Origin of the sequence: Bradyrhizobium sp. JYMT SZCCT0180 (assembly GCF_018130165.1) — a bacterium.
Classification (GTDB): domain Bacteria; phylum Pseudomonadota; class Alphaproteobacteria; order Rhizobiales; family Xanthobacteraceae; genus Bradyrhizobium.
This window is the reverse complement of record NZ_JAFCLZ010000002.1, coordinates 56,002-76,501: the sequence shown is the minus strand read 5'-3', so window position 1 is coordinate 76,501 and position 20,500 is coordinate 56,002. Positions and strand designations below refer to the sequence as shown.

Annotated in this window: 20 protein-coding genes; 11 read left to right on the top strand and 9 right to left on the bottom strand. The window is 62.7% G+C overall.

The window, feature by feature from the left end; genetic code table 11:
- Window positions 1-8 precede the first annotated feature (8 nt).
- The 4 genes from JQ641_RS02955 to JQ641_RS02940 all read left to right on the top strand — a co-directional run bounded on the left by JQ641_RS02955 (window position 9) and on the right by JQ641_RS02940 (window position 3,891).
- A complete protein-coding gene (locus JQ641_RS02955) occupies window positions 9-1,340 on the top strand; it encodes an SDR family oxidoreductase (protein WP_211994352.1) in 1,332 nt (443 codons plus the stop codon).
- Complete coding sequence (locus tag JQ641_RS02950; RefSeq protein ID WP_211994351.1) at window positions 1,337-1,744, top strand: thiol-disulfide oxidoreductase DCC family protein; 408 nt, start codon at window positions 1,337-1,339, stop codon at window positions 1,742-1,744. The genes JQ641_RS02955 and JQ641_RS02950 overlap by 4 nt, the downstream gene beginning before the upstream one ends.
- Before the next feature lie 6 nt (window positions 1,745-1,750).
- Window positions 1,751-2,905 carry a serine hydrolase domain-containing protein gene (locus JQ641_RS02945; protein ID WP_211994350.1) on the top strand — a complete coding sequence of 385 codons (1,155 nt, stop codon included), beginning with the start codon at window positions 1,751-1,753 and terminating at the stop codon, window positions 2,903-2,905.
- Window positions 2,906-2,985: 80 nt separating this feature from the next.
- Complete coding sequence (locus tag JQ641_RS02940) at window positions 2,986-3,891, top strand: HNH endonuclease (RefSeq protein WP_211994349.1); 906 nt, start codon at window positions 2,986-2,988, stop codon at window positions 3,889-3,891.
- On the opposite strand, the gene JQ641_RS02935 is transcribed toward JQ641_RS02940, so the two are convergent.
- Window positions 3,881-5,140 (bottom strand): flavin monoamine oxidase family protein, encoded by a 1,260-nt coding sequence (locus tag JQ641_RS02935; protein ID WP_211994348.1) that lies wholly within the window; start codon window positions 5,138-5,140, stop codon window positions 3,881-3,883. The two genes, JQ641_RS02940 and JQ641_RS02935, sit on opposite strands and share 11 nt — an antisense overlap.
- Before the next feature lie 227 nt (window positions 5,141-5,367).
- On the opposite strand from JQ641_RS02935, the gene JQ641_RS02930 reads away from it, so the two are divergent.
- Window positions 5,368-7,251 (top strand): hypothetical protein, encoded by a 1,884-nt coding sequence (locus JQ641_RS02930; protein WP_211994347.1) that lies wholly within the window; start codon window positions 5,368-5,370, stop codon window positions 7,249-7,251.
- A gap of 127 nt (window positions 7,252-7,378) precedes the next feature.
- Here JQ641_RS02930 and typA read toward each other — a convergent pair whose 3' ends face one another.
- Window positions 7,379-9,205, bottom strand: a complete 1,827-nt coding sequence (typA, locus tag JQ641_RS02925; protein ID WP_192739381.1) for a translational GTPase TypA — start codon at window positions 9,203-9,205, stop codon at window positions 7,379-7,381.
- Here typA and JQ641_RS02920 point away from each other — a divergent pair.
- Window positions 9,204-9,428 carry a hypothetical protein gene (locus tag JQ641_RS02920; protein ID WP_192739380.1) on the top strand — a complete coding sequence of 75 codons (225 nt, stop codon included), beginning with the start codon at window positions 9,204-9,206 and terminating at the stop codon, window positions 9,426-9,428. The genes typA and JQ641_RS02920 overlap by 2 nt on opposite strands.
- A 23-nt stretch (window positions 9,429-9,451) precedes the next feature.
- Here JQ641_RS02920 and JQ641_RS02915 read toward each other — a convergent pair whose 3' ends face one another.
- Complete coding sequence (locus JQ641_RS02915; RefSeq protein WP_211994346.1) at window positions 9,452-10,204, bottom strand: Crp/Fnr family transcriptional regulator; 753 nt, start codon at window positions 10,202-10,204, stop codon at window positions 9,452-9,454.
- A 202-nt stretch (window positions 10,205-10,406) separates the two neighbouring features.
- Here JQ641_RS02915 and JQ641_RS02910 point away from each other — a divergent pair, with 202 nt between their 5' ends.
- Window positions 10,407-10,796: a response regulator gene (locus JQ641_RS02910; RefSeq protein ID WP_211994345.1), complete on the top strand. Its 390-nt coding sequence runs from the start codon at window positions 10,407-10,409 to the stop codon at window positions 10,794-10,796.
- Window positions 10,797-10,834: 38 nt separating this feature from the next.
- Here JQ641_RS02910 and JQ641_RS02905 read toward each other — a convergent pair whose 3' ends face one another.
- The gene (locus JQ641_RS02905; protein WP_211994344.1) at window positions 10,835-12,385 is read right to left on the bottom strand and encodes an alkaline phosphatase D family protein; all 1,551 of its coding nucleotides are present in this window, start codon (window positions 12,383-12,385) and stop codon (window positions 10,835-10,837) included.
- An 81-nt stretch (window positions 12,386-12,466) separates the two neighbouring features.
- The gene (locus JQ641_RS02900) at window positions 12,467-13,894 is read right to left on the bottom strand and encodes a TAXI family TRAP transporter solute-binding subunit (RefSeq protein WP_211994343.1); all 1,428 of its coding nucleotides are present in this window, start codon (window positions 13,892-13,894) and stop codon (window positions 12,467-12,469) included.
- Window positions 13,895-14,111: 217 nt separating this feature from the next.
- Here JQ641_RS02900 and JQ641_RS02895 point away from each other — a divergent pair, with 217 nt between their 5' ends.
- Together JQ641_RS02895 and JQ641_RS02890 are read left to right on the top strand one after the other, a co-directional pair.
- The gene (locus JQ641_RS02895; protein WP_211994342.1) at window positions 14,112-14,417 is read left to right on the top strand and encodes a 4a-hydroxytetrahydrobiopterin dehydratase; all 306 of its coding nucleotides are present in this window, start codon (window positions 14,112-14,114) and stop codon (window positions 14,415-14,417) included.
- Window positions 14,418-14,515: 98 nt separating this feature from the next.
- Window positions 14,516-14,902: a YkvA family protein gene (locus JQ641_RS02890; protein WP_192739374.1), complete on the top strand. Its 387-nt coding sequence runs from the start codon at window positions 14,516-14,518 to the stop codon at window positions 14,900-14,902.
- Between the two features lie 61 nt (window positions 14,903-14,963).
- Here JQ641_RS02890 and JQ641_RS02885 read toward each other — a convergent pair whose 3' ends face one another.
- The 4 genes from JQ641_RS02885 to JQ641_RS02870 all read right to left on the bottom strand — a co-directional run bounded on the left by JQ641_RS02885 (window position 14,964) and on the right by JQ641_RS02870 (window position 18,529).
- Window positions 14,964-16,145, bottom strand: a complete 1,182-nt coding sequence (locus JQ641_RS02885; protein WP_211994341.1) for a TAXI family TRAP transporter solute-binding subunit — start codon at window positions 16,143-16,145, stop codon at window positions 14,964-14,966.
- A gap of 77 nt (window positions 16,146-16,222) precedes the next feature.
- The gene (locus tag JQ641_RS02880) at window positions 16,223-17,050 is read right to left on the bottom strand and encodes a hypothetical protein (RefSeq protein WP_211994340.1); all 828 of its coding nucleotides are present in this window, start codon (window positions 17,048-17,050) and stop codon (window positions 16,223-16,225) included.
- A gap of 364 nt (window positions 17,051-17,414) precedes the next feature.
- Window positions 17,415-17,558 carry a hypothetical protein gene (locus tag JQ641_RS02875; protein ID WP_211994339.1) on the bottom strand — a complete coding sequence of 48 codons (144 nt, stop codon included), beginning with the start codon at window positions 17,556-17,558 and terminating at the stop codon, window positions 17,415-17,417.
- Window positions 17,555-18,529 carry an NADPH:quinone oxidoreductase family protein gene (locus JQ641_RS02870; RefSeq protein ID WP_192739371.1) on the bottom strand — a complete coding sequence of 325 codons (975 nt, stop codon included), beginning with the start codon at window positions 18,527-18,529 and terminating at the stop codon, window positions 17,555-17,557. The genes JQ641_RS02875 and JQ641_RS02870 overlap by 4 nt, the downstream gene beginning before the upstream one ends.
- Before the next feature lie 275 nt (window positions 18,530-18,804).
- Here JQ641_RS02870 and JQ641_RS02865 point away from each other — a divergent pair, with 275 nt between their 5' ends.
- Window positions 18,805-19,644 (top strand): SDR family oxidoreductase, encoded by an 840-nt coding sequence (locus JQ641_RS02865; RefSeq protein ID WP_211994338.1) that lies wholly within the window; start codon window positions 18,805-18,807, stop codon window positions 19,642-19,644.
- Window positions 19,645-19,806: 162 nt separating this feature from the next.
- Window positions 19,807-20,445: an invasion associated locus B family protein gene (locus JQ641_RS02860; RefSeq protein ID WP_349628487.1), complete on the top strand. Its 639-nt coding sequence runs from the start codon at window positions 19,807-19,809 to the stop codon at window positions 20,443-20,445.
- Window positions 20,446-20,500: the final 55 nt, after the last annotated feature.

Genomic DNA, 20,500 nt, shown 5'->3' with positions numbered 1-20,500 from the left:
TGGGGCAAATGAACGCGGAAATTTCATCGCGCAAAACCCTCGTCCTCGGGGCTTCCGGCCTGATCGGCAGGTACATCACCGATGATCTGCGATTGCGGGGCTTTCATGCGGTCGGGGTCGCGCGGCATTTCGAACCGTCACAAAAGATCGGCGCCTCCGACGTTGAGCTTCCGATCATGTCGATGGATGCAGGCTCGCTGGCGCGGCTGATCCGCGAACGCGAGATCGATGTCGTGGTCAATTGCCTCGGCGTGCTGCAGGACGGGCCGGGCAGCGACACCCGCGCGGTGCATCGCGATTTCGTCGAACGGCTGCTGGCGGCGATCCGCGACAGCGGCCGCGCGGTGCGGCTCATTCATATTTCCATTCCCGGTACCGCCGATGAGGACCGCACCGCCTTCAGCACGACCAAGCGCGAGGCCGAGCGGCTGATTGCTGCATCCGGCATTCCCTATGCGATCCTGCGGCCGGGCTTTGTCGTGGCGCCCTCGGCCTATGGCGGCAGTGCGATGCTGCGGGCGCTGGCGGCATTTCCGTTGCAATTGCCCGGCGACGAATCGGCGACGCCGTTCCAGCCGGTGGCAGTCGAGGACGTTTCCGCAACCATCGCCTGGCTCGCCGCGCGTGACATTGGCGATCCCGCAGCAAACGCCGTGACCTGGGACCTGATGCAGCCGCAGCCGATCACGCTTGGCAATGTCATCGATCAATTCTGCTGGTCGTTCGGCACTTCCCGCATGCCGCGGATCACGCTTCCCGGTTTCCTGCTCAATCTCGGCGCCAAATCAGGCGATCTCGCCAATAAACTGGGCTGGATGCCGCCGATGCGCTCCACTGCGATCGCCGAACTGCGCCGCGGCGTCACCGGCGATCCCGCAAGCTGGATGGCGGCGACCGGCATCGTGCCGAAGACGCTGGCGCAGGCGGTGGGCGGGCATGCCGCCACCATCCAGGACAAATGGTTCGCACGGCTGTTCCTGGTCAAGGCGCTCGTGATCGCCAGCCTTGCGGTGTTCTGGATCGTTTCGGGCTTCATCTCACTGGTGATATCGTTTTCCGCCGCCGCCGATATTTTGCGCGCACACGGATTCCCGTCGTGGCTGGTCAATCCGATGACGGCTGTCACCAGCCTGATGGATATGAGTATCGGGGTGTTGATCGCCTTCCGCCGCACCGCCGCAGCCGGACTGATCGCCGGCATCGTCGTTGCGCTGGGCTACATGGTGGGCGCCGCGATCCTGACGCCGGATCTCTGGATCGAGCCGCTCGGCGCGCTGGTCAAGACCGGGCCGGCGATCGTGCTGATGGTCGTGGCGCTGCTCACTTTGGACAACAGATGACGGCATGGCCGGACGATGACGTGATCCTCTACGACGGCGTCTGCATCTTCTGCTCGCGCTGGGTCCGCTTCGTCGCCACGCGTGACGTTGAGCGCCGCTTTCGCTTCACGCCGATCCAGTCCGGCTACGGCACGCGGCTGGCGCAGGCCTTTGGCATCAACCCCGACGATCCCGACACCAACGCCGTCGTTCATGGCGGCGTCGCATACTTCAAATCCGACGCGGCGCTGACGGTGCTCGGCGCGCTGCCCGGCTGGGGCTGGACGCGCGCGCTGTTTGCGGTGCCGAAACCGTTGCGCGACGGCGTTTACAGTTTGGTCGCGCGTAACCGCTACCGGATTTTCGGCAAGTATGAGCAGTGTTTCGTGCCCGATGCCGATATGCGCGCACGGGTGATGGAGTAGAATCGCATGACCGGCGCCATTGCACATCCCAAACATCACATTCCGGCGGGTGAGGATTTTCTGCTGCTGTCGCCAACCGAGCAGGCCTACGCCTATCGCAATGTCGATCGCATGTTCGTGACGCGGGCGATCCGCCGCGGCACGACGGTCCTCCCATTGCAGCGCGGCGAAGAGATTTCACCGCAATATCAGGCCGGTGGGAAAGCGCACGGCGTCGATGCGTATTTCGGCCGTGCCAATATCGCCGGGTTGCTTGTCATCAAGGACGAAAAAATCGTTCTGGAACGCTACGCGCTCGGGCTGGAGGAGAACGTGCGCTGGTCCTCGATGTCGATGATCAAGTCGCTGACATCGACGCTGATCGGCGCCGCCTTGCAGCAGGGCGCCATCGGCAGTCTCGATGATGCTGTCTCGAAATATATCCCGGCATTGCGCGGCTGCGCCTATGACGCCGTCACCATTCGCCACCTGATCACGATGTCCTCCGGCGTGCGCTGGAATGAGGATTACACCGACCGGAATTCCGACGTGAACCGCTACAGCAAATCGCTCGGCGACAAGGTGCCCGGCGGCGTGCTGACGCTGATGCGCAGCCTGAAGGCCGAACACCGGCCCGGCAGTTACTTCATTTACAACAGCGGCGATACCTATGTGCTCGGCAGCCTGCTGTCGGCCGCGACAGGGAAAACGCTGGCCGATTACATGTCGGAGACGATCTGGTCGCCCCTCGGCATGGAGTTCGACGCCTTCTATACGCTGGAGTCCGAAGGCGGCCAGGAGATCGGTGGCAGCCGCGCCGGAATTGCTTTGCGGGATCTTGGCCGCTTCGGCGTGTTCCTCCTGCGCGGCGGCGTGATCGACGGCGCGCCCGTGCTGCCATCCGACTGGATCGAAAGCGCCGGCCATCCCGCCTTCGTCCTCGATCCCGAAACCAATCGCTATGGTGCGCGCGGCTACGGCTACAGCTGGTGGATCGACCCCGACGGTTCGATGGTCGCCCTCGGCTTTGCCGGCCAGGCGCTCTACGTCAACCGGAGAGCGGGGGTCGTCATCGTCACCCTGTCATGCCAGCCGCAGCCGCCGTATGCGGCGAGCTATGATGTTGATCTCAAGGCCGAGCAGCATCTGTTCAAGGATGCGGTGTTGGCGGCGTGTGGGTGATTGGCTACATCTATCTAGGCGACTAAAACTGCTTTAGGTTGAACTTAGGCCGGGATAGCGGTCATTGCAGGCCTTGATTCATGACCAAAGCGGTTTTCACAACTAAGGTTACGCCGAGCTATAAGGATCTGCCCGAGGAGCGATATCACTTTCCGCGTACATACCTCAATTATGTGCAACAGGCGGTCGGGGACTACATCGTTTATTACGAGCCGCGCAGGTCCAGCGCCGAACTTTCAAGCCGAGGAGGCCGCCAGTCCTACTTCGGTGTCGCGCGCGTCGCGTCGGTCACTGAAGATGCGGCTTTGCCGGATCACTATTTCGCAAATATTGATCGCGCTACCTATTTGGATTTCGACACGCCTGTCCCGTTCCAGGAGGGCGGTGAATACTATGAGAGCGCACTAGAAAAAGATGATGGCAGCACCAACAAGGGAGCTTTTGGCCGAGCCGTGCGCCTCATTCCGGATGCTGAGTTCGATCGCATATTCAAATCCGGCTTTGCTCCAATTCTCGGCGAGTATCGAGCATCACAGGAAGTAGCGTTGCCGGGGCTCTCGGAGCCGCCTGTGCCCTTCGAGCGCCCCGTAGTAGAGATGATGGTCTCACGGCCGTTTCGTGAGCGCTCGTTCATGCACAATGTGCGCGCTGCCTACTCAAATAGGTGCGCAATCACCGGTCTACGATTGATCAATGGAGGGGGGCGTCCCGAAGTGCAGGCAGCACATATTCAGCCTGTGGCGTCAAATGGTCCTGACTCCGTTCGGAATGGGCTGGCTCTGTCCGGAACGGTACATTGGATGTTTGATAGAGGGCTCATTTCGATTGGCGACGACTACAAGATACTGATTGCTAAAAATCATGTTCCCGAGGATGCCGGTCGCCTACTGAATCAGAGCGGATCGATCAACCTGCCCAAGGATCAAACACTCTATCCAAATGCGCACTACTTGAAGTTTCACCGAGATCAGGTGTTCAAGGGTTAGTGCTGGCGGCGATCACTTCCCCCGCCGCCCGCTCCCCGCTATCCCTTGCCCCATGCGCGGTCGAGAAAAACCCCGGCGAGGTCGCTTCCCCCGCAAAGAACAGTCGACCATCCACAGGCGCTGCCAGCACCGCGCGGTCGCCGGCGTGGCCGGGCAGGGCGTGGGAATACGAGCCGCGCGAGAACGGCTCGTGGGCCCAGCGCGATTCCGCGAGCGGCTTCAGCTTGCGGCGGAAGTCGTTGCCGAGGAAGCCGGCAATCTCGTTGATACTTTCGGCGGCCAGCGCGCCGGGGCCGGCGTCTTCCAGCGATCGCGCAAAGCGGCCGCCGAAAAAGCCTTCGATGCAGGGCTGGCCGAACGGGCGCAGATGATAGGTGCCCATCGCGGTGCGCATGGTGGCGCCGCGCAGGCTGCCGTCCCTCGGCAGGTCATCGCCGTCGCTGAGCGCCAGCATCACCTTGTCGGCGAGACCAAGCGGCAGGCCGCGCGCGGCGTCGAGCTTTGCCGGCAGGGCTGGGTGAAAGCGGAGGGCTTCATCCGCGATCAGATTGGTCGGAATGGTGACGATCACTCTGTCTGATATCAGCGTGCCCTGCGACGTCTCGATACGAATGCGTTTTGCCGAATGGTCGATCAGCGTCACCGCGCAGTTGAGCGCCAGCGGGACCGAGGCACCGTAGGCCGCGACCAGCGCGCCATAGCCGCGGCGGACGCGCCAGTTGATCTCGGTGTCTTCATAGGCGTCCATGTCCAGGATCGAGACCTGATCCAGCTCGCAGCCGTTGACGTAGGTCGAGATGGCGTCGATCATCGGGTTCCAGCGATTGCCGGGCTCGAGACATAGATCGGCGGCGCTGTCGCCGCCGATCTGCCGGGCCTGATGTGCGGCTTCCTCGGCGCGGTCGTAGAAGGCGTCGAGCGCCTTCAGGAACTCCGCACGCTGCTCAACCGGAAACGCCTTGTTGTGGGCCTGCTCGCGCCAGGGCGGGCGGTTCCTGTCGATTTCGAACTTCAGTTGCTCGGCGATCGGGACGAATGAATTTTCATCCGCCGAATGCAGCCAGCCGCAGCCGAGGTCGAAGGTGATGTCTGGTGATGCCTGAATCGTATGGGCACGGCCGCCTATGCGGTCGCGCGCTTCCAGCACGACATAGGAGAGACCGGATTGTTTCAGCGCATGCGCGGCGCCGAGGCCAGCGGCGCCGGCGCCGATGATGGCAACATCGACTTCGGAGGGGAGGGTCGTCATGTCCGAGCCTCTAGCACGTTCGCCAGGGGGCCTGAAGCCGGTCCGCAGAGGGCTCCCGGTCAACGGCAGGCAGGGGAGGGATGCGGTTTTCGCATCGATCAGCCGATTTCGGCCATTGCCGGCGGCCGATGCCGCATCCTTGCGAAAAAGAGCGGCTTGTTTCTCCCCCTGTAGTTGTATTGAATAGATCATTCTCCCTAACGTCATTTCAGGTCTGGATTTCAGCCATGGCCGAATTCGATCCCGCTACCGCACGGAAGAGAACCGCGATCCTTGTCGTTCACGGCATCGGCAGCCAGCGCGCGCTGGAAACGGTGCGCGGGGTGATACGGGGCGTCTGGCTGGACGAGAATAACCCGGCCGACAAAGGCAAGCGGATCTGGACGCATCCGGAAAAGGACGGCTCCGATATCGACCTGGCGGTGATGACGACGAACACGGTGCCGGATTCGCCGGATAGCCGCCTTGTCGATTTCCACGAATTATATTGGGCTCACCTGATGAGTGAGACCAAGGCCGTCGCGGTGCTGCTCTGGCTGTACGAGTTGGTCCGCAAGGGCCCCATCATGAAGTACGGCATGAACGGGCTTTGGTGGGCCGCTGCGATCTTCCTGTGCCTGATGAATCTCTCCTTCGCGGTGCTGGTGTTGAAGGGCATTCTGCTGTTTTCGCAGAATGTTGCGCAGGTCATGCTGGTCGCGCCGTTCCTGCTGTTGTTCGCCAGCCTGCTGTTGGGCCTCGTCGTCGCGGCCAAGTGGAAGGCTTTCCGTCTCATCAAGTTGCTCGCGGTTTTTTGCGTTGTCGGAATTGTCGTCATTGCGATCTACTTCCTCGTCGAGAAATTTGCGCCGGGCAATCGCGATGTTCCTGACGGGGCAGAACTCTTTACGCTGGTTGCGTTGCCCACGCTGATTGCGTGGCTCGCGAGCTTCATGCTCATGGGTCGTCAGGGATTGCGTGCGTTTTCTCGCGCTATTGCGATTTCGGCGGTCGTGTTTGGCATCTTTGTCTGCACCGACCGGCACTGGCATCCGGACACCCCTTTTGCCGTAACGATGGTCAAATCCTGGGTGTGGGGATTGAACTCGCCGTGGAGCGTTGCTTCATCGGCGGCCGTGATCGGGCTTTATCTGATCGTCAACGCCGCATTCCTGCAGCCGTATCTCGGCGATGCCGCGCGTTATTTCCGGAATTCGCCGGGCAACGTCGCGGTGCGCCGGGCAATCAGGAAGGAGGCCGTGGACCGGCTCGCAAACCTCCACGCGTCCGGCCAGTACGATCGCATCGTCGTCGTCGCGCACAGCCTCGGTACCGTGGTCGCCTACGACATGCTGCGCGCCTATTTCAGCCGGGTCTGCAATGAGTTGCCGCCTGTCGAAGAACTGGGCGCGGATTTTGACGCCATCGATAGCGCCGCATGGCAGCCGGAAGACGCCAAGGCAACGATCCAGGACAAGAAGGCGTTGCGGATCAAGGCGCGCGCCACGATCGCCAGCATCGCCGCTGCCGCGGCGAAACCCACGTCCCAGCAGCAAAAGTCCAAAAGCTGGCTGGTTACCGACTTCGTTACGCTCGGAAGCGCGCTGACCCACGCCTACTTCCTGATGTGCCTAGGCAAGCCCGCGGCGGATCTGAAAGCGGAGGGAAGGCTGAATACCGAGCAGGATCTGAAGGATGATTTCGCCCGGCGCGTCGGGGAAAGAGAGTTTCCGACCTGCCCGCCGAAACGGCTCGATCTAGACGGCTTGCTGACCTTCACCAATCCGAAGACGCACAGGAGGCAAATTCACAACGGCGCGTTGTTCGGATTGACCCGGTGGAGCAACATCTATTTTCCCCGGCGTCAGCTGTTCTGGGGAGACGCCATCGGCGGGGCGCTATCGCCGATCTTCGGCTATCACATCGTCGATCTCGCGGTCTCGACCAGGAAGGCGGGGGGTGACGACTTCTTCACCCACACTGCCTATTGGGACGTGCGTCGTGCGCCCGACACCTATCTGGCGCCGCATATCGTCACGCTGCGCAAGGCCATCGATCTGGCCGAAGGTGCCACCGCCGCCATCGACCTGGTCGATGAGGGCGACGATCCGAGCGCGCACGACGGGAATTGACGCTAGAGCCTTTTCCGTTCCGATGAAATCGCAACGGGGCTCCAGATTCTTGATTTGACGCGTTTTCTTAACGCGAACCGGTGTCCACTTCGCTGGAAAACGCTCTAGTCGCTTGCGCGAGCGGTGCTTAAGCCACCGCTTCCTTGGCCTTTTCCGCGCGCTTGCGGTCGTTGGCGTCGAGGAACTTCTTGCGCAGGCGGATCGACTTCGGGGTCACTTCCACGAGCTCGTCGTCCTCGATATAGGCCAGCGCCTTTTCCAGCGTCATGCGGATCGGCGGGGTCAGGCGCACCGCTTCATCCTTTGAGGTGGTGCGGATGTTGGTGAGCTGCTTGCCCTTGAGCACGTTGATCTCGAGGTCGTTGTCGCGGGTGTGCTCGCCGACGATCATGCCCTTGTAGACCTTCCAGCCCGGCTCGATCATCATCGGGCCGCGGTCTTCCAGCTTGAACATCGCGTAAGCCACCGCTTCGCCCTGGTCGTTGGAGATCAGGACGCCGTTGCGGCGGCCCTGGATGTCGCCCTTGTAGTTGGCGTAGCCATGGAACAGGCGGTTCATGATCGCGGTGCCGCGGGTGTCGGTGAGCAGTTCGCCCTGGTAGCCGATCAGGCCGCGGGTCGGCGCGTAGAACACCAGCCGCAGGCGGTTGCCGCCGGAGGGGCGCATCTCGATCATCTCGGACTTGCGTTCGCTCATCTTCTGCACGACGACGCCGGAATGCTCCTCGTCGACGTCGATCACGACTTCCTCGATCGGCTCCTGCCATTCGCCGGTGACTTCGTCCTTTTTCAGCACCACGCGGGGGCGCGACACCGAGAGCTCAAAGCCTTCGCGGCGCATGGTCTCGATCAGGATCGCGAGCTGCAATTCGCCGCGGCCGGAAACTTCCATCGCGTCCTTGTCGGTGGCTTCCACCACGCGCAGCGCGACATTGCCTTCGGCTTCACGCAGCAGGCGGTCGCGGATCATGCGGCTGGTCACCTTGTCGCCTTCGGTGCCGGCGAGCGGTGAGTTGTTGACGATGAACGACATCGACACGGTCGGCGGATCGATCGGCTGCGCCACCAGCGGGGTTTCAACTGTGGGATCGCAGAAGGTATCGGCGACGGTGCCTTTGGTGAGGCCGGCGATGGCGACGATGTCGCCCGCTTCGGCTTCCTCGAGCGGCGTCCGCTCGATGCCGCGGAAGGCCAGGATCTTGGTGATACGCCCGCTTTCGATCTGCTTGCCGTCGGCGCCGAGCACCTTCACGGCCTGGTTCGGCTTGATCGAGCCCGAGGTGATGCGGCCGGTGATGATGCGGCCGAGATAGGGGTTGGCTTCGAGGATGGTGCCGATCATCCGGAACGGGCCTTCTTCGACCGTCGGCGGCGCGACGTGGCGCAGGATCAGGTCGAACAGCGGCTGCATGCCGGCTTCGTGCGAGGCTTCCGGGCTGTCGCCCATCCAGCCCTGCTTGGCCGATCCATAAAGAATCGGGAAATCGAGCTGCTCTTCGGAGGCGTCGAGTGCGGCGAACAGGTCGAACACTTCGTTGATGACTTCGGTCGGGCGCGCGTCGGGACGGTCGACCTTGTTGATGACGACGATCGGCTTCAGGCCGACTTTCAGCGCCTTGGAGACCACGAACTTGGTCTGCGGCAGCGGACCCTCGGCGGCGTCGACCAGCACCAGCGCGCCGTCCACCATGTTCAGGATGCGCTCGACCTCGCCGCCGAAATCGGCGTGGCCGGGAGTGTCGACGATGTTGATGCGGGTGTCTTTCCACTGCACCGAGGCAGCCTTGGCCAGAATGGTGATGCCGCGCTCGCGCTCCAGGTCGTTGGAATCCATCGCGCGTTCGACCACGCGCTGGTTGTCACGGTAGGTACCGGATTGCTGCAGCAGCTTGTCGACCAGCGTGGTTTTGCCGTGGTCGACGTGGGCGATGATGGCGACGTTACGAAGGTTCATGGCTCTTCTTCTGGTCGTGCAATGGCTGGAGCGCGATCTCGCCGGAAAACCGGGACCCACTTTTCCGGATCGTGCTCAAAACCTGAAATGCGAAAGGGGCAACGGCCTCGACCTTGGCCCCAAAAAGGAAGCCCGGCCAAAAGGACCGGGCACACCTTACGCGTTGCGGCGCAATATAGTCAGAAAACGCCAAAAAACAATGATTTGTTTGGCATTTGGTTAGCCGATTTTCGGGCAAATGCCCGCCTAATTGCCCTTTTCGGGGTCCGGATAGACCCCTCGCAAAACCTCCTCGAAATGGCCCTTCACCGCCTCATTGCAGAGGCAGGACCGGATTCGCAGCGCGTCGGCGTTGCGGACCAGGATCGAGCCGCGACGGGTCTCCACAATGCCCTCGGCCTTGAAGGTCTGGATCACCCGGCTGGTGTAGCTGCGGCCGACCCCGAGCAGGGTCGCCAACTGCTCATGGGTCAGCGGCACCACTTCGTCGCCGTCGGTGCGTTCCATCGCCGAAATGATCCATTTCGCCGTGCGCTGCTCGATCGAGTGGATCGCGTTGCAGGCGGTGGACTGGAAAATCTGGGCCAGCATGCAGTCGGCGTAGCGGGCGAAGATGTTGCTGAGCGTCGCCGATTGCTTCTTGGCGGCCTCGAGCTTTCCGACCGGCAGCCGCACGAACGGCCCGGCGAACTTGACCATGATACGGGTATAGGCCGGCAAGAAACCCTGGCTGACGATGCCGCCGACCGCGCCTTCGCGGCCGATCAGGATGGTCTCGACATCGCGGCCATCCTCATTGGGGACCAGGTAGGAGACGAGGCTCGGACCGCAGGGGAAATGCACGATCTCGACGTCATCGCCGGGGCTGTAGAGCACTTCGCCGGCATTGGCATCGATCTCGGCAAGGTTCGACGCGACCAGGGCGAAATCGGCGGCGTTCAGACGACGCAGCAAATTATTGAACGGCCGTGCGGCCGGCTCCTCGCGTCGCGCCTGCATCCAAGGTTCCTCTGTTCCCCAGGCGCACAATAACGAAGCTGCGCGCGTTTTTATGTGCACTAGTGAACAGACAGCATAACTCCGGTGTGGTGGTTTCAGTTCCGGAACCGATGGCCGCGCATCAAGGCGTCGTCGGACCTCCTTCCGGGGCTTCGGCCCGGCAACCGGACAAAGAACAGTGAACCTGGGACAGACGAGTACAATGCAACCCGTCGCCGGCGGCACGCCGAATGACGTCCTGATCGTCGAGGACGACCCGATCATCGCACTCGATTTCGAGGACACGCTTCTTGGTTTTGGCGTAAAGGCCGTGCGTACGGCCCAAACCGTGGCCAGGGCCCTCGCCATGATCGCCGAACGGCCACCGGATTTTGCCCTGCTCGATGTCAGCCTGATTCGTGAAAAGAGTTTTGCGGTTGCCGAGCAGCTGGAGGCTTTGAAGATTCCGTTTGCCTTCGTGACCGGCTATGGCGCCGACACCAGGCTCCCGGCGGCTTTCGCGGGCACGCCGCGGCTGGCGAAGCCCTATTCGACCGAGGCGTTGCTCGCGTTGCTGGACGTCGGGCGCGGAGACGCCAACCAGCGCGTCTGATCTATCGGCGCCGATGCGTCCGCTTCCGCTCGAAAACGCTACATACGCTTCGGATCAAGCGTCGTCGACCAGAGTGCGACGTCGGCGCGGTCGCGCAAGGTCACGATCATCTGTCCGGTGGCACCGTCGATCTTGACGTGGCCGAAGAACTGCATGCCGGCCGACGGCGGCAGGTTCTGCTTGTCCGGCCCCGGCGCCTTGATGAACTTCACCTCGGGCCCAAACGTGTTGTCGAGTTCGTTCGGCCCGAACGTGCCGGCATGCAGCGGGCCGGCGACGAATTCCCAGAACGGATCGAACTCCTGGAACTGGGCCTTGTCGGGATTGTAGTAATGCGCGGCGGCGTAGTGCACGTCAGCCGTCAGCCACACCGTGTTGACGACGCCTGATGCCTTGATGAAGCGCAGGATATCGGCAATCTCGAGTTCGCGGCCGCGCGGCGGGCCGTCCCCTTGCGCGAACGCCTCGGAGCCCTTTTTGTTGGTGGCATCGTCATACACGATGATGCTGAGCGGCATGTCGGAGGCGATCACCTTCCAGGTCGCGCGCGAGTTCAACAGTCCGCGCTTCAGCCAGGCGAGTTGATCCGGTCCGAGGAAATAGCTTTCGGGGCGGTAGCTGTCTTGCAGGTTGGCGCCATTGGGGCCGCGATAGCTGCGCTCGTCCAGCATGAATACGTCGAGATGCGGGCCGTAATGGAGCGTGCGATAGAGCCGGCCCGGCTCCACAATGCTTTCCCGCATCGGATACATTTCGTGGAACGCGCGGCCGGCGCGGGCGGCGAGCAGGCTGATGTCGCGCACCTTGTAGGTCGGGGGAAGCTGCTTCGACAGCGACCAGTTGTTGGTGACCTCATGGTCGTCCCATTGCACGAAGATCGGCACCTCCGCATTGAAGGCGCGGACATGCTCGTCCATGAAATTGTATTTATGGGCGGCGCGGAACTCGTCGAGCGTCTCGGCCACCTTGGCCTTTTCTTCGGTGGTGATGTTCTTCCACACTTTGCCGTCGGGAAGCTTCACCTCGGATTTGATCGGGCCGTCGGCATAGACGGTATCGCCGGAATGCAGCAGGAAATCCGGACGATGCTTGCGCATGGTGGCGAAGGTGAACATGCCGCCGTCGTCGGGGTTGATGCCCCAGCCCTGTCCCGCGACATCGCCGCCCCAGACGAAACTGACATCGCGGCGATCGGCCGGCGCAGTGCGGAAGCGGCCGACAACGGTCTCGCTCGCGATGTCGATGTGCGACAGGTCGCGAAAACGCACGCGGTAGAAGATCTCCTGTCCCGCGGGCAGGTTTTCCAGCAGCATCTTGGCGGTGAAATCGCTCTCGGGCAGCGCTGCGATCGGCGGCAGCGCCCGCGCATTGGCAAACGACTCCGTGGTCGCGACCTCGACCATCATTTGCGAAGGACGGTCGGCGCGCGCCCAGACCACGCCGCCATCGGCGCCGACGTCGCCGGATTGCACGCCATGGCTGCTGACCGGCCGGTCGCCGGCGCGGCTGAGATAGGGCATCGCGACGACGCCCAAGCCCGCTGCGGCGGTGGAGGAGAGAAATTTTCGACGAGAAATTCGTGTGGCCATGAGGGGGTCCCCGGTCCGCCGAGTGATAGCACAAGGCAGACCTAGGAAAATTCCATGACGGCCGAATTACAGAATGCCGGCTCAGGCGCCGGCCGCACGGAACTGCGCGCTGGCCCGTTGCAGGTTCTGCGGCATGCTCATCAAGAGCGCCTTGCGGTCGGCGATCGCGTTGTGGAACTGCTCGAGCGCAATATTGAAGGTGGTCAACGCGCCATCCTCGACGGCGCCGTGTTCGAAACACTCCAGCATATGGCGCAGGATGCCGTCGGCCTCCGTCTGCATCTGGTCGAGCTCTTCGATCGAATCGCAGCTGCGTGCCGCGGTGAGCAAATCGAGCAGCCGGTCGCGCTGCGAATTGCTGGCAATGCGCTCGTCCTTCTTCAGGTAGCCGGCGAACCAGGCGCCGGCAGAGCCCATCGCCGAGAGCCCCATCAGGCCCCACCAGATGAAATCGCTATAGCGCTCGAAGAAGGTCTTTTCCTCGCCATCGACAAAGGCGGCCGCGCCGGGATGCGCCGGGATATTGGCATCCTTGTCGGTGTCCGGCGTCTCGATCTTGGCGGCGAGCGGAAATTCGTTCTTCAGCGTTTGCCTGATCGCAAACAGCTGCCGGGTAAAGATCGCGATGGTGGAGTCGGATACGCCCTTCCGCGCCACGATGTGATGCGAGAAGCTGATGGTCTTGACTTCCTCTTCCGGCTTGGCCGGCGCGCCGCCAAAGGTCCCGGCGGGAATCTCGGAAGACTCGTAGGCCGGATGGTTTTGCGCGATCGCTTCCGCCGAATCGATCGCCAGGAAGGTCGGCGTGCCGCCGTCGCGCATCGAAGCCGCGATCGCATCAGACGTGATCTTGCTGTTGAGCGGGCCCGCCGCGAGATAGACATCCGCCTTCTGGTTGCGGATGGCCTCGACGGCCTCAGTGACCGGAAACTGGACGATCTCGACCTTCGCCGGATCGAGGCCGTATTGCTCCAGGATCACCTTGAGCAAATTGACATTGGCCTCGGTGCGGCCGACGACGCCGACGCGATGTCCGGCGAGCTGCGTGATCTTGGTGATCGCGGGCGCGGCCTTCTTGCCCTTGGCCTTGGCTTTACTGGCGGGTGGCACCCAGAGCACCACGACGTTCTTGCGCAGCGTCGCCACCGCCTGCGCGTTCTTCGGCACGTCGAGGTCGCCCCGGATGATGGCGAGATCGGCCTTGCCGTCGCCGAGCAGCTTGGCGCTCGCCTGCGCGCTGTCAGTCTGTGTCGGACGCAGCCGAATTGGACCGTGCGGCTGGTTGTTGAGGGCTTGCGTCAGCGCCTGAACCACCTTGAGGTCGTCGCTGTTGGCCGGGCCGACCGCGATCCGCAACGTCACCGGGCGCGTCGCAATGTGATAGCCGGCCGCCGCCACGCCGATGATCGCCAAAACGCCGGCCAGCATCACGAATGCCAGCCGCCGTCGCGCCGAACGGGGCGAGGGGGGAGGCAGTGCTGCTTCGGCGGGATGAGGGCCGTCGGTCATCAATTCCTGAACAATCGTTTGAGGTTCGATCTTCGGTTGCCAACGTGCTTACACCGGGCATCCTAGCAAATTCCTCGCCGGACCGTGGTGACATCTCCGTCATGGTTACCGGCACCCGGGCGGCCATTGGACGCGCCTTTCGGTCTAAATTTGGGCGGGGATCCCAAGGGCGCCTGCGGGTGTTAGGGTAAGGCTGGTCAAAAACGCGGAGGCGATCATGGCGGAACGGCTGTCGGCGGAAGCGAGAACGGCGGCGCTTGCGGAACTATCGGGGTGGTCCGAGGTATCCGGCCGCGAGGCAATTGCCCGGACGTTCATCTTCAAGGACTTCAACGAAGCCTTCGGCTTCATGTCCCGCGTGGCGCTGGTGGCGGAGAAGAACGACCATCACCCGGAGTGGAAGAACGTCTACAAGACGGTGGAAGTGGTGCTGGCGACCCATGACGCCGGCGGCGTCACCAGGTCGGATATCCAGCTTGCCAAGGCCATGAACGGGATCGCAAGGCAGCTTGGTGTCGCCTGAAGCTTGGGAAGGCGATCTTGCGGCGGCGGCCCGACATCCCCAATTCCTAGACAGACATTCGCGGCGATCCGCCGCGCCTGTCTTGAGGGAGCGCCGTCATGGCAACGTCCGAACACAGCGTGGGTTTTGAACCGGCCGATCGGCTGGCGCAGGACCGCGAAAGCGTGCGCCGGCGCTTCTGGAGCAAGCTGAAGCGGGTGGTGGCGAAGCTTCCCTTCGCCGAGGATCTGCTCGCGGCTTACTATTGTGCGTTCGACAAGCAGACGCCGCGCCACGTGCAGGCGGCGCTGCTCGGCGCCATCGCCTACTTCGTCCTGCCGTTCGATTTCGTTTCCGACGTGCTGCCGGTCCTCGGCTTCACCGACGATGCCGCTGTCCTGGCCACCGCCATCCGGATGGTTTCCAGCTATATCACGTCGGAGCACCGCGACGCCGCGCGGGCTGCGCTCAAGCGAGGCGTCGGGAAGGACGACGACGCGGAATAGTCCCGCGTCGACGTCCGTCACCGGCATCGCCTGCGGCGATCCCGATGACGTCCGAGGTTTCCTACTTCTGCGATCCGGAGCGAACTTGCGCGCGCGCGTTACGTTCGTTTTCCCAGGCCTGGAATTGCTTGAACAGCGTCTCGCGGTCGGCATCGGTCTTGATGTTCGCCGCGGTCGTCGGGCTCTGCTTCAGGAATTCATCGAACCGGGTACGCGCGACCGCTTCGACGTTGTGGGTCTTCAGCCACTGCTCGGCGACCGGCAGCCGCTGCCAATCGGGCAGTGGCGCCGACAGCGAGACTTCCCTCCACTTCGGATGGAAGGGCGGGTTCTGGAACGTCGGAAACTTGGTGAAGAACGCATCCACGAACTGCGACAGCTTGCGATAGCGCTCGGTGTTCGGTGCCCAATTATAGGCCGCGAGCACCGCCGGCACCGCGATGGTGTCGACGCGATCGTCGCCCGAAATCAGGTTGGGATAGTCCTTCGACGACAGGCTGGCGGGCAGATAGTCCTTCTGCAGCGGCTTCTCGTAGTTCACCGGCACCAGATGGAAGCGGTCGTCCTTGAACGTGCTGACCGACTTGTACGGTTTGCCGCCGCACACGATCACGGCGTCGATTTCGCCGGCCTTCAATTTCTCCAGCGCGATGCGTTGCTCGACATAGACCACCTTCGGCTTCATCCCGAGCCGTTCGAACACGGTCAGCGCAGTGACGAACGTGCCGCCATTGGGAAGGTCGACGCTGACGGTCTTGCCTTCGAGGTCCCTTAAGCTGCGGACCGATTTCGACGCGATCACGTGCATCTCTTCATTGTAGAGCTTGGTCACGTAAGTGAACTGCTTCTTGATATCCTTCGCAAATCCCTTGCGTTCGAGATAATCGAGCGTGTCAGAGCGGACGATGCCGAGATCGACACCCTGCAGGAACAGGATGTCCGCCACGCTCTGCACGGAACCGCGCCCGACGATGGGCAGTACGCGCAACTTGTTGCCATCGTCGAGCACGGAAGCGAGGTCGGCGCCGAACTGCACATAGGTGCCGCCGATCGTCCCCGACATCAGCGTCACCGTGTTCGAGTTCAGGCTCTGCTTGGTGGCAACAGAACCGAACTGGAAAATAGCCTTCAGGCTCTCGCTGACCTTGGCCGGGTCGTATTCGGTTTGCTGGGTTTGGGCTTGGGCCGTCAGGCCGCAAGCCATCATGATGGCAAATACTGCCATTCCAAACAGACGTCGCATTTGTTGTTCCCCTGCGTGATGTCGCGTGATGCGCGGTCGTAGTGATGTGTGCCGGTGATGACCGGTTGTGAAGATTCCTAGTTTTGAATCTGGCTGAGACGCCGCTTGGCGTCGGACGAGCCGAGCTGGGCGGCTTTCTGGTACCAAAGCCGCGCCATCGCCGGATCGGGCGTGATGCTGCGCATGTCCTGCTTGCCCAGCACCTGCGGATCGTAGGTCCCCGCCAGCATCAGCGCGGCGTCGGCCTCCTGCGCGTCTGCCGCACGCTCGAGCAGCAACCGGGCGGAGGTGATGTCGCCGATCGCGAGCAGGCCCTTCGCCCGCTTCAACAGAACAGCCAGTTCATCCGGATCGATGCGCCGTGCCGCTGGGGCGGGTTCGGGGGCCGTCGGCTCGATCGCCACAACCTTGGTCTTGATGGCGCTCTGGTAGGCCGCGGTGATTTCGTCGCGCGACGGTGAAGTGGACGCCAGCGCAACGGGCTGGACACGCTGGGCGGTTGCCGCTTCCGGCGTTGCCGGCGGTGCTTCGGGACTCGCGGGCTGGGCCGCGACGCGTGGTGCCGGTGGCTCGGCGTCCTGTTGTGCGGCGCCTGACGGGGCCGGCGCTGCGCTGGCCAACGACGCCTTGGCGTTGACGATGACCGCGCGTGTCGAATCGAAGGAAAGCAGCGCGAGACCGGCGGCCACGATGGACAACGCAAGCCCACCGGTCACGATACGCGATGCGCGCGCTCTTCGTTTCTTGCCGCCAGCGAAGGAGTACTCGGGCGGTTCTTGATAGAAGGGCAGATCCTGATAGCGCTCTTCCGGCTGGTAGCGCTCATCCTGCCGGTGGCGCGCATCGTGCTGGCCCGCGAGAAAAAGCGGCACCGGATCGTCGGCCAGATGATCTTGTCGGACCAACGGGTCGGGCTTGCGTGCTTCCGACCGCAGAAATTGATGTGTCTGATACAATCCTGAATCATCGATCGGCTCGCTTAGTCTTGCGAACGGATCTCCTGACTGAACGTGCCTTGTACTCTCCGCCATGGCGATGCTTCCCCGTTACCAAAACGCAACTACGGGTGGCCGGCATCTGCTTCTTGTTGTTATCGGTGTCCGGGAACCCGTTTACTAAGCGGGCAATTCGCATGCCGAATGGGTTGAAAAAAGGACGCCGGACCGCTCGAATCGGGAGACATTTTGTTCTGATTGCGGCGAGTAGACGCAATTCAGAGATTTAAGATTGTATATCGTTAACGTACAATCGCCTGGGATGGAGGCGTTTTCAGCATCGCGCGCCGAGCAAGGCGCAGGCGCAATTATCAAAACGGGCCGCGTTGTGCGCGGCCCGTTCGATGTTTTCGCGGACGATGATCGTCAATAAAGAAGAGACGTTGAATGAAGCGCGACCGCTGTCGCGCAGCATCACGGATGCAGAATCACCTTGCCCATCGCCTTGCGGCCGGCGAGCACTTTCAGCGCTTCGGCGGTTTGCGCCAGCGGGAAAGTGCGGTCGACATGCGAGGAGATCTTGCCTTCCGCGGTCCACTTCACGAGCTTCTCCAGGTTGGCGCGGTTCTTCTCTGGGTTGAGCCGGGCCCAGGCGCCCCAGAACACGCCGCGGATATCGCAGCCCTTGAGCAGCGCCAGGTTGAGCGGCATTTTCGGAATGTCGCCGGCGGCGAATCCGATCACCAGGAAGCGGCCTTCCCAGGCGATCGAGCGCAGCGAGGCCTCGGCGTAGGTGCCGCCGACCGGATCGAAGATGATATCGACGCCCTTGCCGCCGGTAAGGCGCCGCAAGCCCTCCTTGAGATCTTCCTTGCTGTAGTTCAGGCCAAGCTCGGCGCCGTGCGCTTTCGCAAATTCGAGTTTTTCATCCGACGAGGCGCACGCGATCACCTTCAGGCCCATCAGCTTGCCGAGCTCGCAGGCGGCGAGGCCAGTGCCGCCGGCGGCGCCGAGCACGGCCATGGTTTCGCCGGGCTTGAGGCTGGCGCGATCTTCCAGCGCATGCAGCGCGGTGCCGTAGATGATGAAGATTCCGGCGGCGCGATCGAAGTCCAGATTGTCGGGAATCTTTACGATCGAGTTGGCCGGCAGCGCGATCTTTTCGCGCGCGCCATTATGGCCGCAGGAGGCTGCCACGCGGTCGCCGACCTTCAGATCGGTGACGCCACTGCCGACGCTCTCGATCACGCCCGCGACTTCGGCGGCCGGCGAGAACGGGAACGGCGGCTTGATCTGGTACTTGCCCTGGATCATCAGGATGTCGAAGAAATTCAGCGCCGCGGATTTGATCGCGATCACAGCCTCGCCCGGTCCGGCGACGGGATCGGGCACATCGGCCAGCACGAGATCGTCGGGCTGGCAATATTGCGAGCAGAGAATGGCTTTCATGGACACACCTGATTTTCGGACGCACAAGGAAAGGCTGAATGCTTCTTGCCGGATTTGACGCCGGGCTACAATCCGATTCGGTGCTTAGGACGCGCATAGCTATCCGCCCGTCATTGCGAGCGAAGCGAAGCAATCCATCGCGCCGCGAAAAGAAAGAATGGATTGCTTCCGCCTTCGCTCAGGAGCTACGGCGGACAAGTCGTCGCTTACGCTCCCTTGCGCAAACGCGTAGCGTTTGTCGCAGGCAATGACGGGGACAATAGGGGAGTAAAACAATGTTTGAAAAAGGCCTGCTGGCGGGAAAGCGCATTCTGGTCACCGGTGGCGGCTCCGGGCTTGGCGCCGCGATGGGGCGGCGCTTTATCGAGCTCGGAGCGGAACTCATCATCTGTGGCCGCCGGCTCGAATTGCTGGAGGCCACGGCAACGCAGATGCGCAATGAGCTCAGTGGCAAGGTTTCCGTGGCGCGCTGTGATATCCGCGACGGCGCCGCGGTCGATGCGATGATGGATCAGGTCTGGCGCGAGGCGCCGATCGACGTGCTGGTCAACAACGCTGCCGCGACTTTCCTTGCGCAGACCGAACATCTGTCGTTCCGCGCGGCGGATGCGATCCTGGGGCCGACGCTGCACGGCACGATGTATTGCACGCTCGCGGCCGGCAAGCGCTGGATCGAGGGCCGTCATAAAGGCGTGGTGCTGAGCATCCTCTCGACCTCGACCATCACCGGCCGCGCCTTCACGGTGCCGTCGGCGATGGCGAAGTCAGCCATCCTGGCGATGACGAAGAGTCTGGCGGTGGAGTGGGGGCCGAAGGGCGTTCGCACGGTCGCGATCGCGCCCGGTGCGTTTCCGACGCCGGGCGCCTCTAGCCAGCTTCGCCCGGAGAGCCGCGACGAGGGTTGGGCGCACCGCAATCCGCTCGGCCGCGCCGGCGAGCACAGCGAACTCGCCAACCTGGCGAGCTTCCTGATCTCCGACCAGGCCGGGTACATCAATGGCGAGATGGTGGTGCAGGATGGCGGCTCGCATTTGCGCAGTTCCGGCGCCGAGGACCTGCTGCAATGGACCGATGCGCAGTGGCAGAAGCAGCGCGAAGGCCGTACCAAAGGCTAACTCCGCAAGAGGCGCGCGATACCTCCAACATGACCGTGGATACAGCGGCTGGATAGCTCGTAAGTGCCTTCCCAAAAAGGCATTTCCCGGTTATCCATGGTTGACGGCCTGACCCGTCGCCGGGCCATCTTCCAGTCACAATGATGAGGGAACCAGTTGTCCGTGCGGCAGATACTGACATCCCTTGTTCTGAGTGCGTTGCTGTGCGGGGCTTCCAGCCTTGCGCAGGCGCAGAGTGCTGCGCCGAAGGGCGCCAAAGACGCGGCCAAGCCTGCGGCAACGGAGAAGCCTGCGGCAACGGAGAAGCCTGCGGCGGCTTCGAAGTCGGCGGCAACCGCCGCGGCCGGTGGCGCGGAGCCGACCCTGATCGGCCAGTTCGGAACCTGGGGCGCCTACACGGCGACGCCGAACGGCAAGAAGGTGTGCTTTGCGCTCGCCAAGCCATCCTCGTCGAAGACCAATCCGCCCAACCGTCCGCGCGATCCGGCCTATGCCTTCGTCTCGACGCGCCCGGCGGAAAAAGTCATCAACGAAGTCTCGGTCATGATCGGCTACGCGCTAAAGCCGGGCTCGGAATCCTCGCTCGAAGTCGGCGGCGCGTCGTATGCGATGTACACGCAGGGCGACGGGCTCTGGATCAAGAACGCCGCCGAGGAAGAGCGGATGGTCGATGCCATGCGCAAGGCCGCCGACGTCACCGTCAAGGGTGTCTCGGCCAAGGGCACCGAGACCACCGACACCTTCTCGCTGAAGGGGCTGTCGCAGGCGCTCGACAAATTGGCGCAGGATTGCCGGCGTTAAGCAATTTTAGGCCGAGAATGGCGTTGTTTGTGGGCCCCGGAAGGCCTATTTGAGT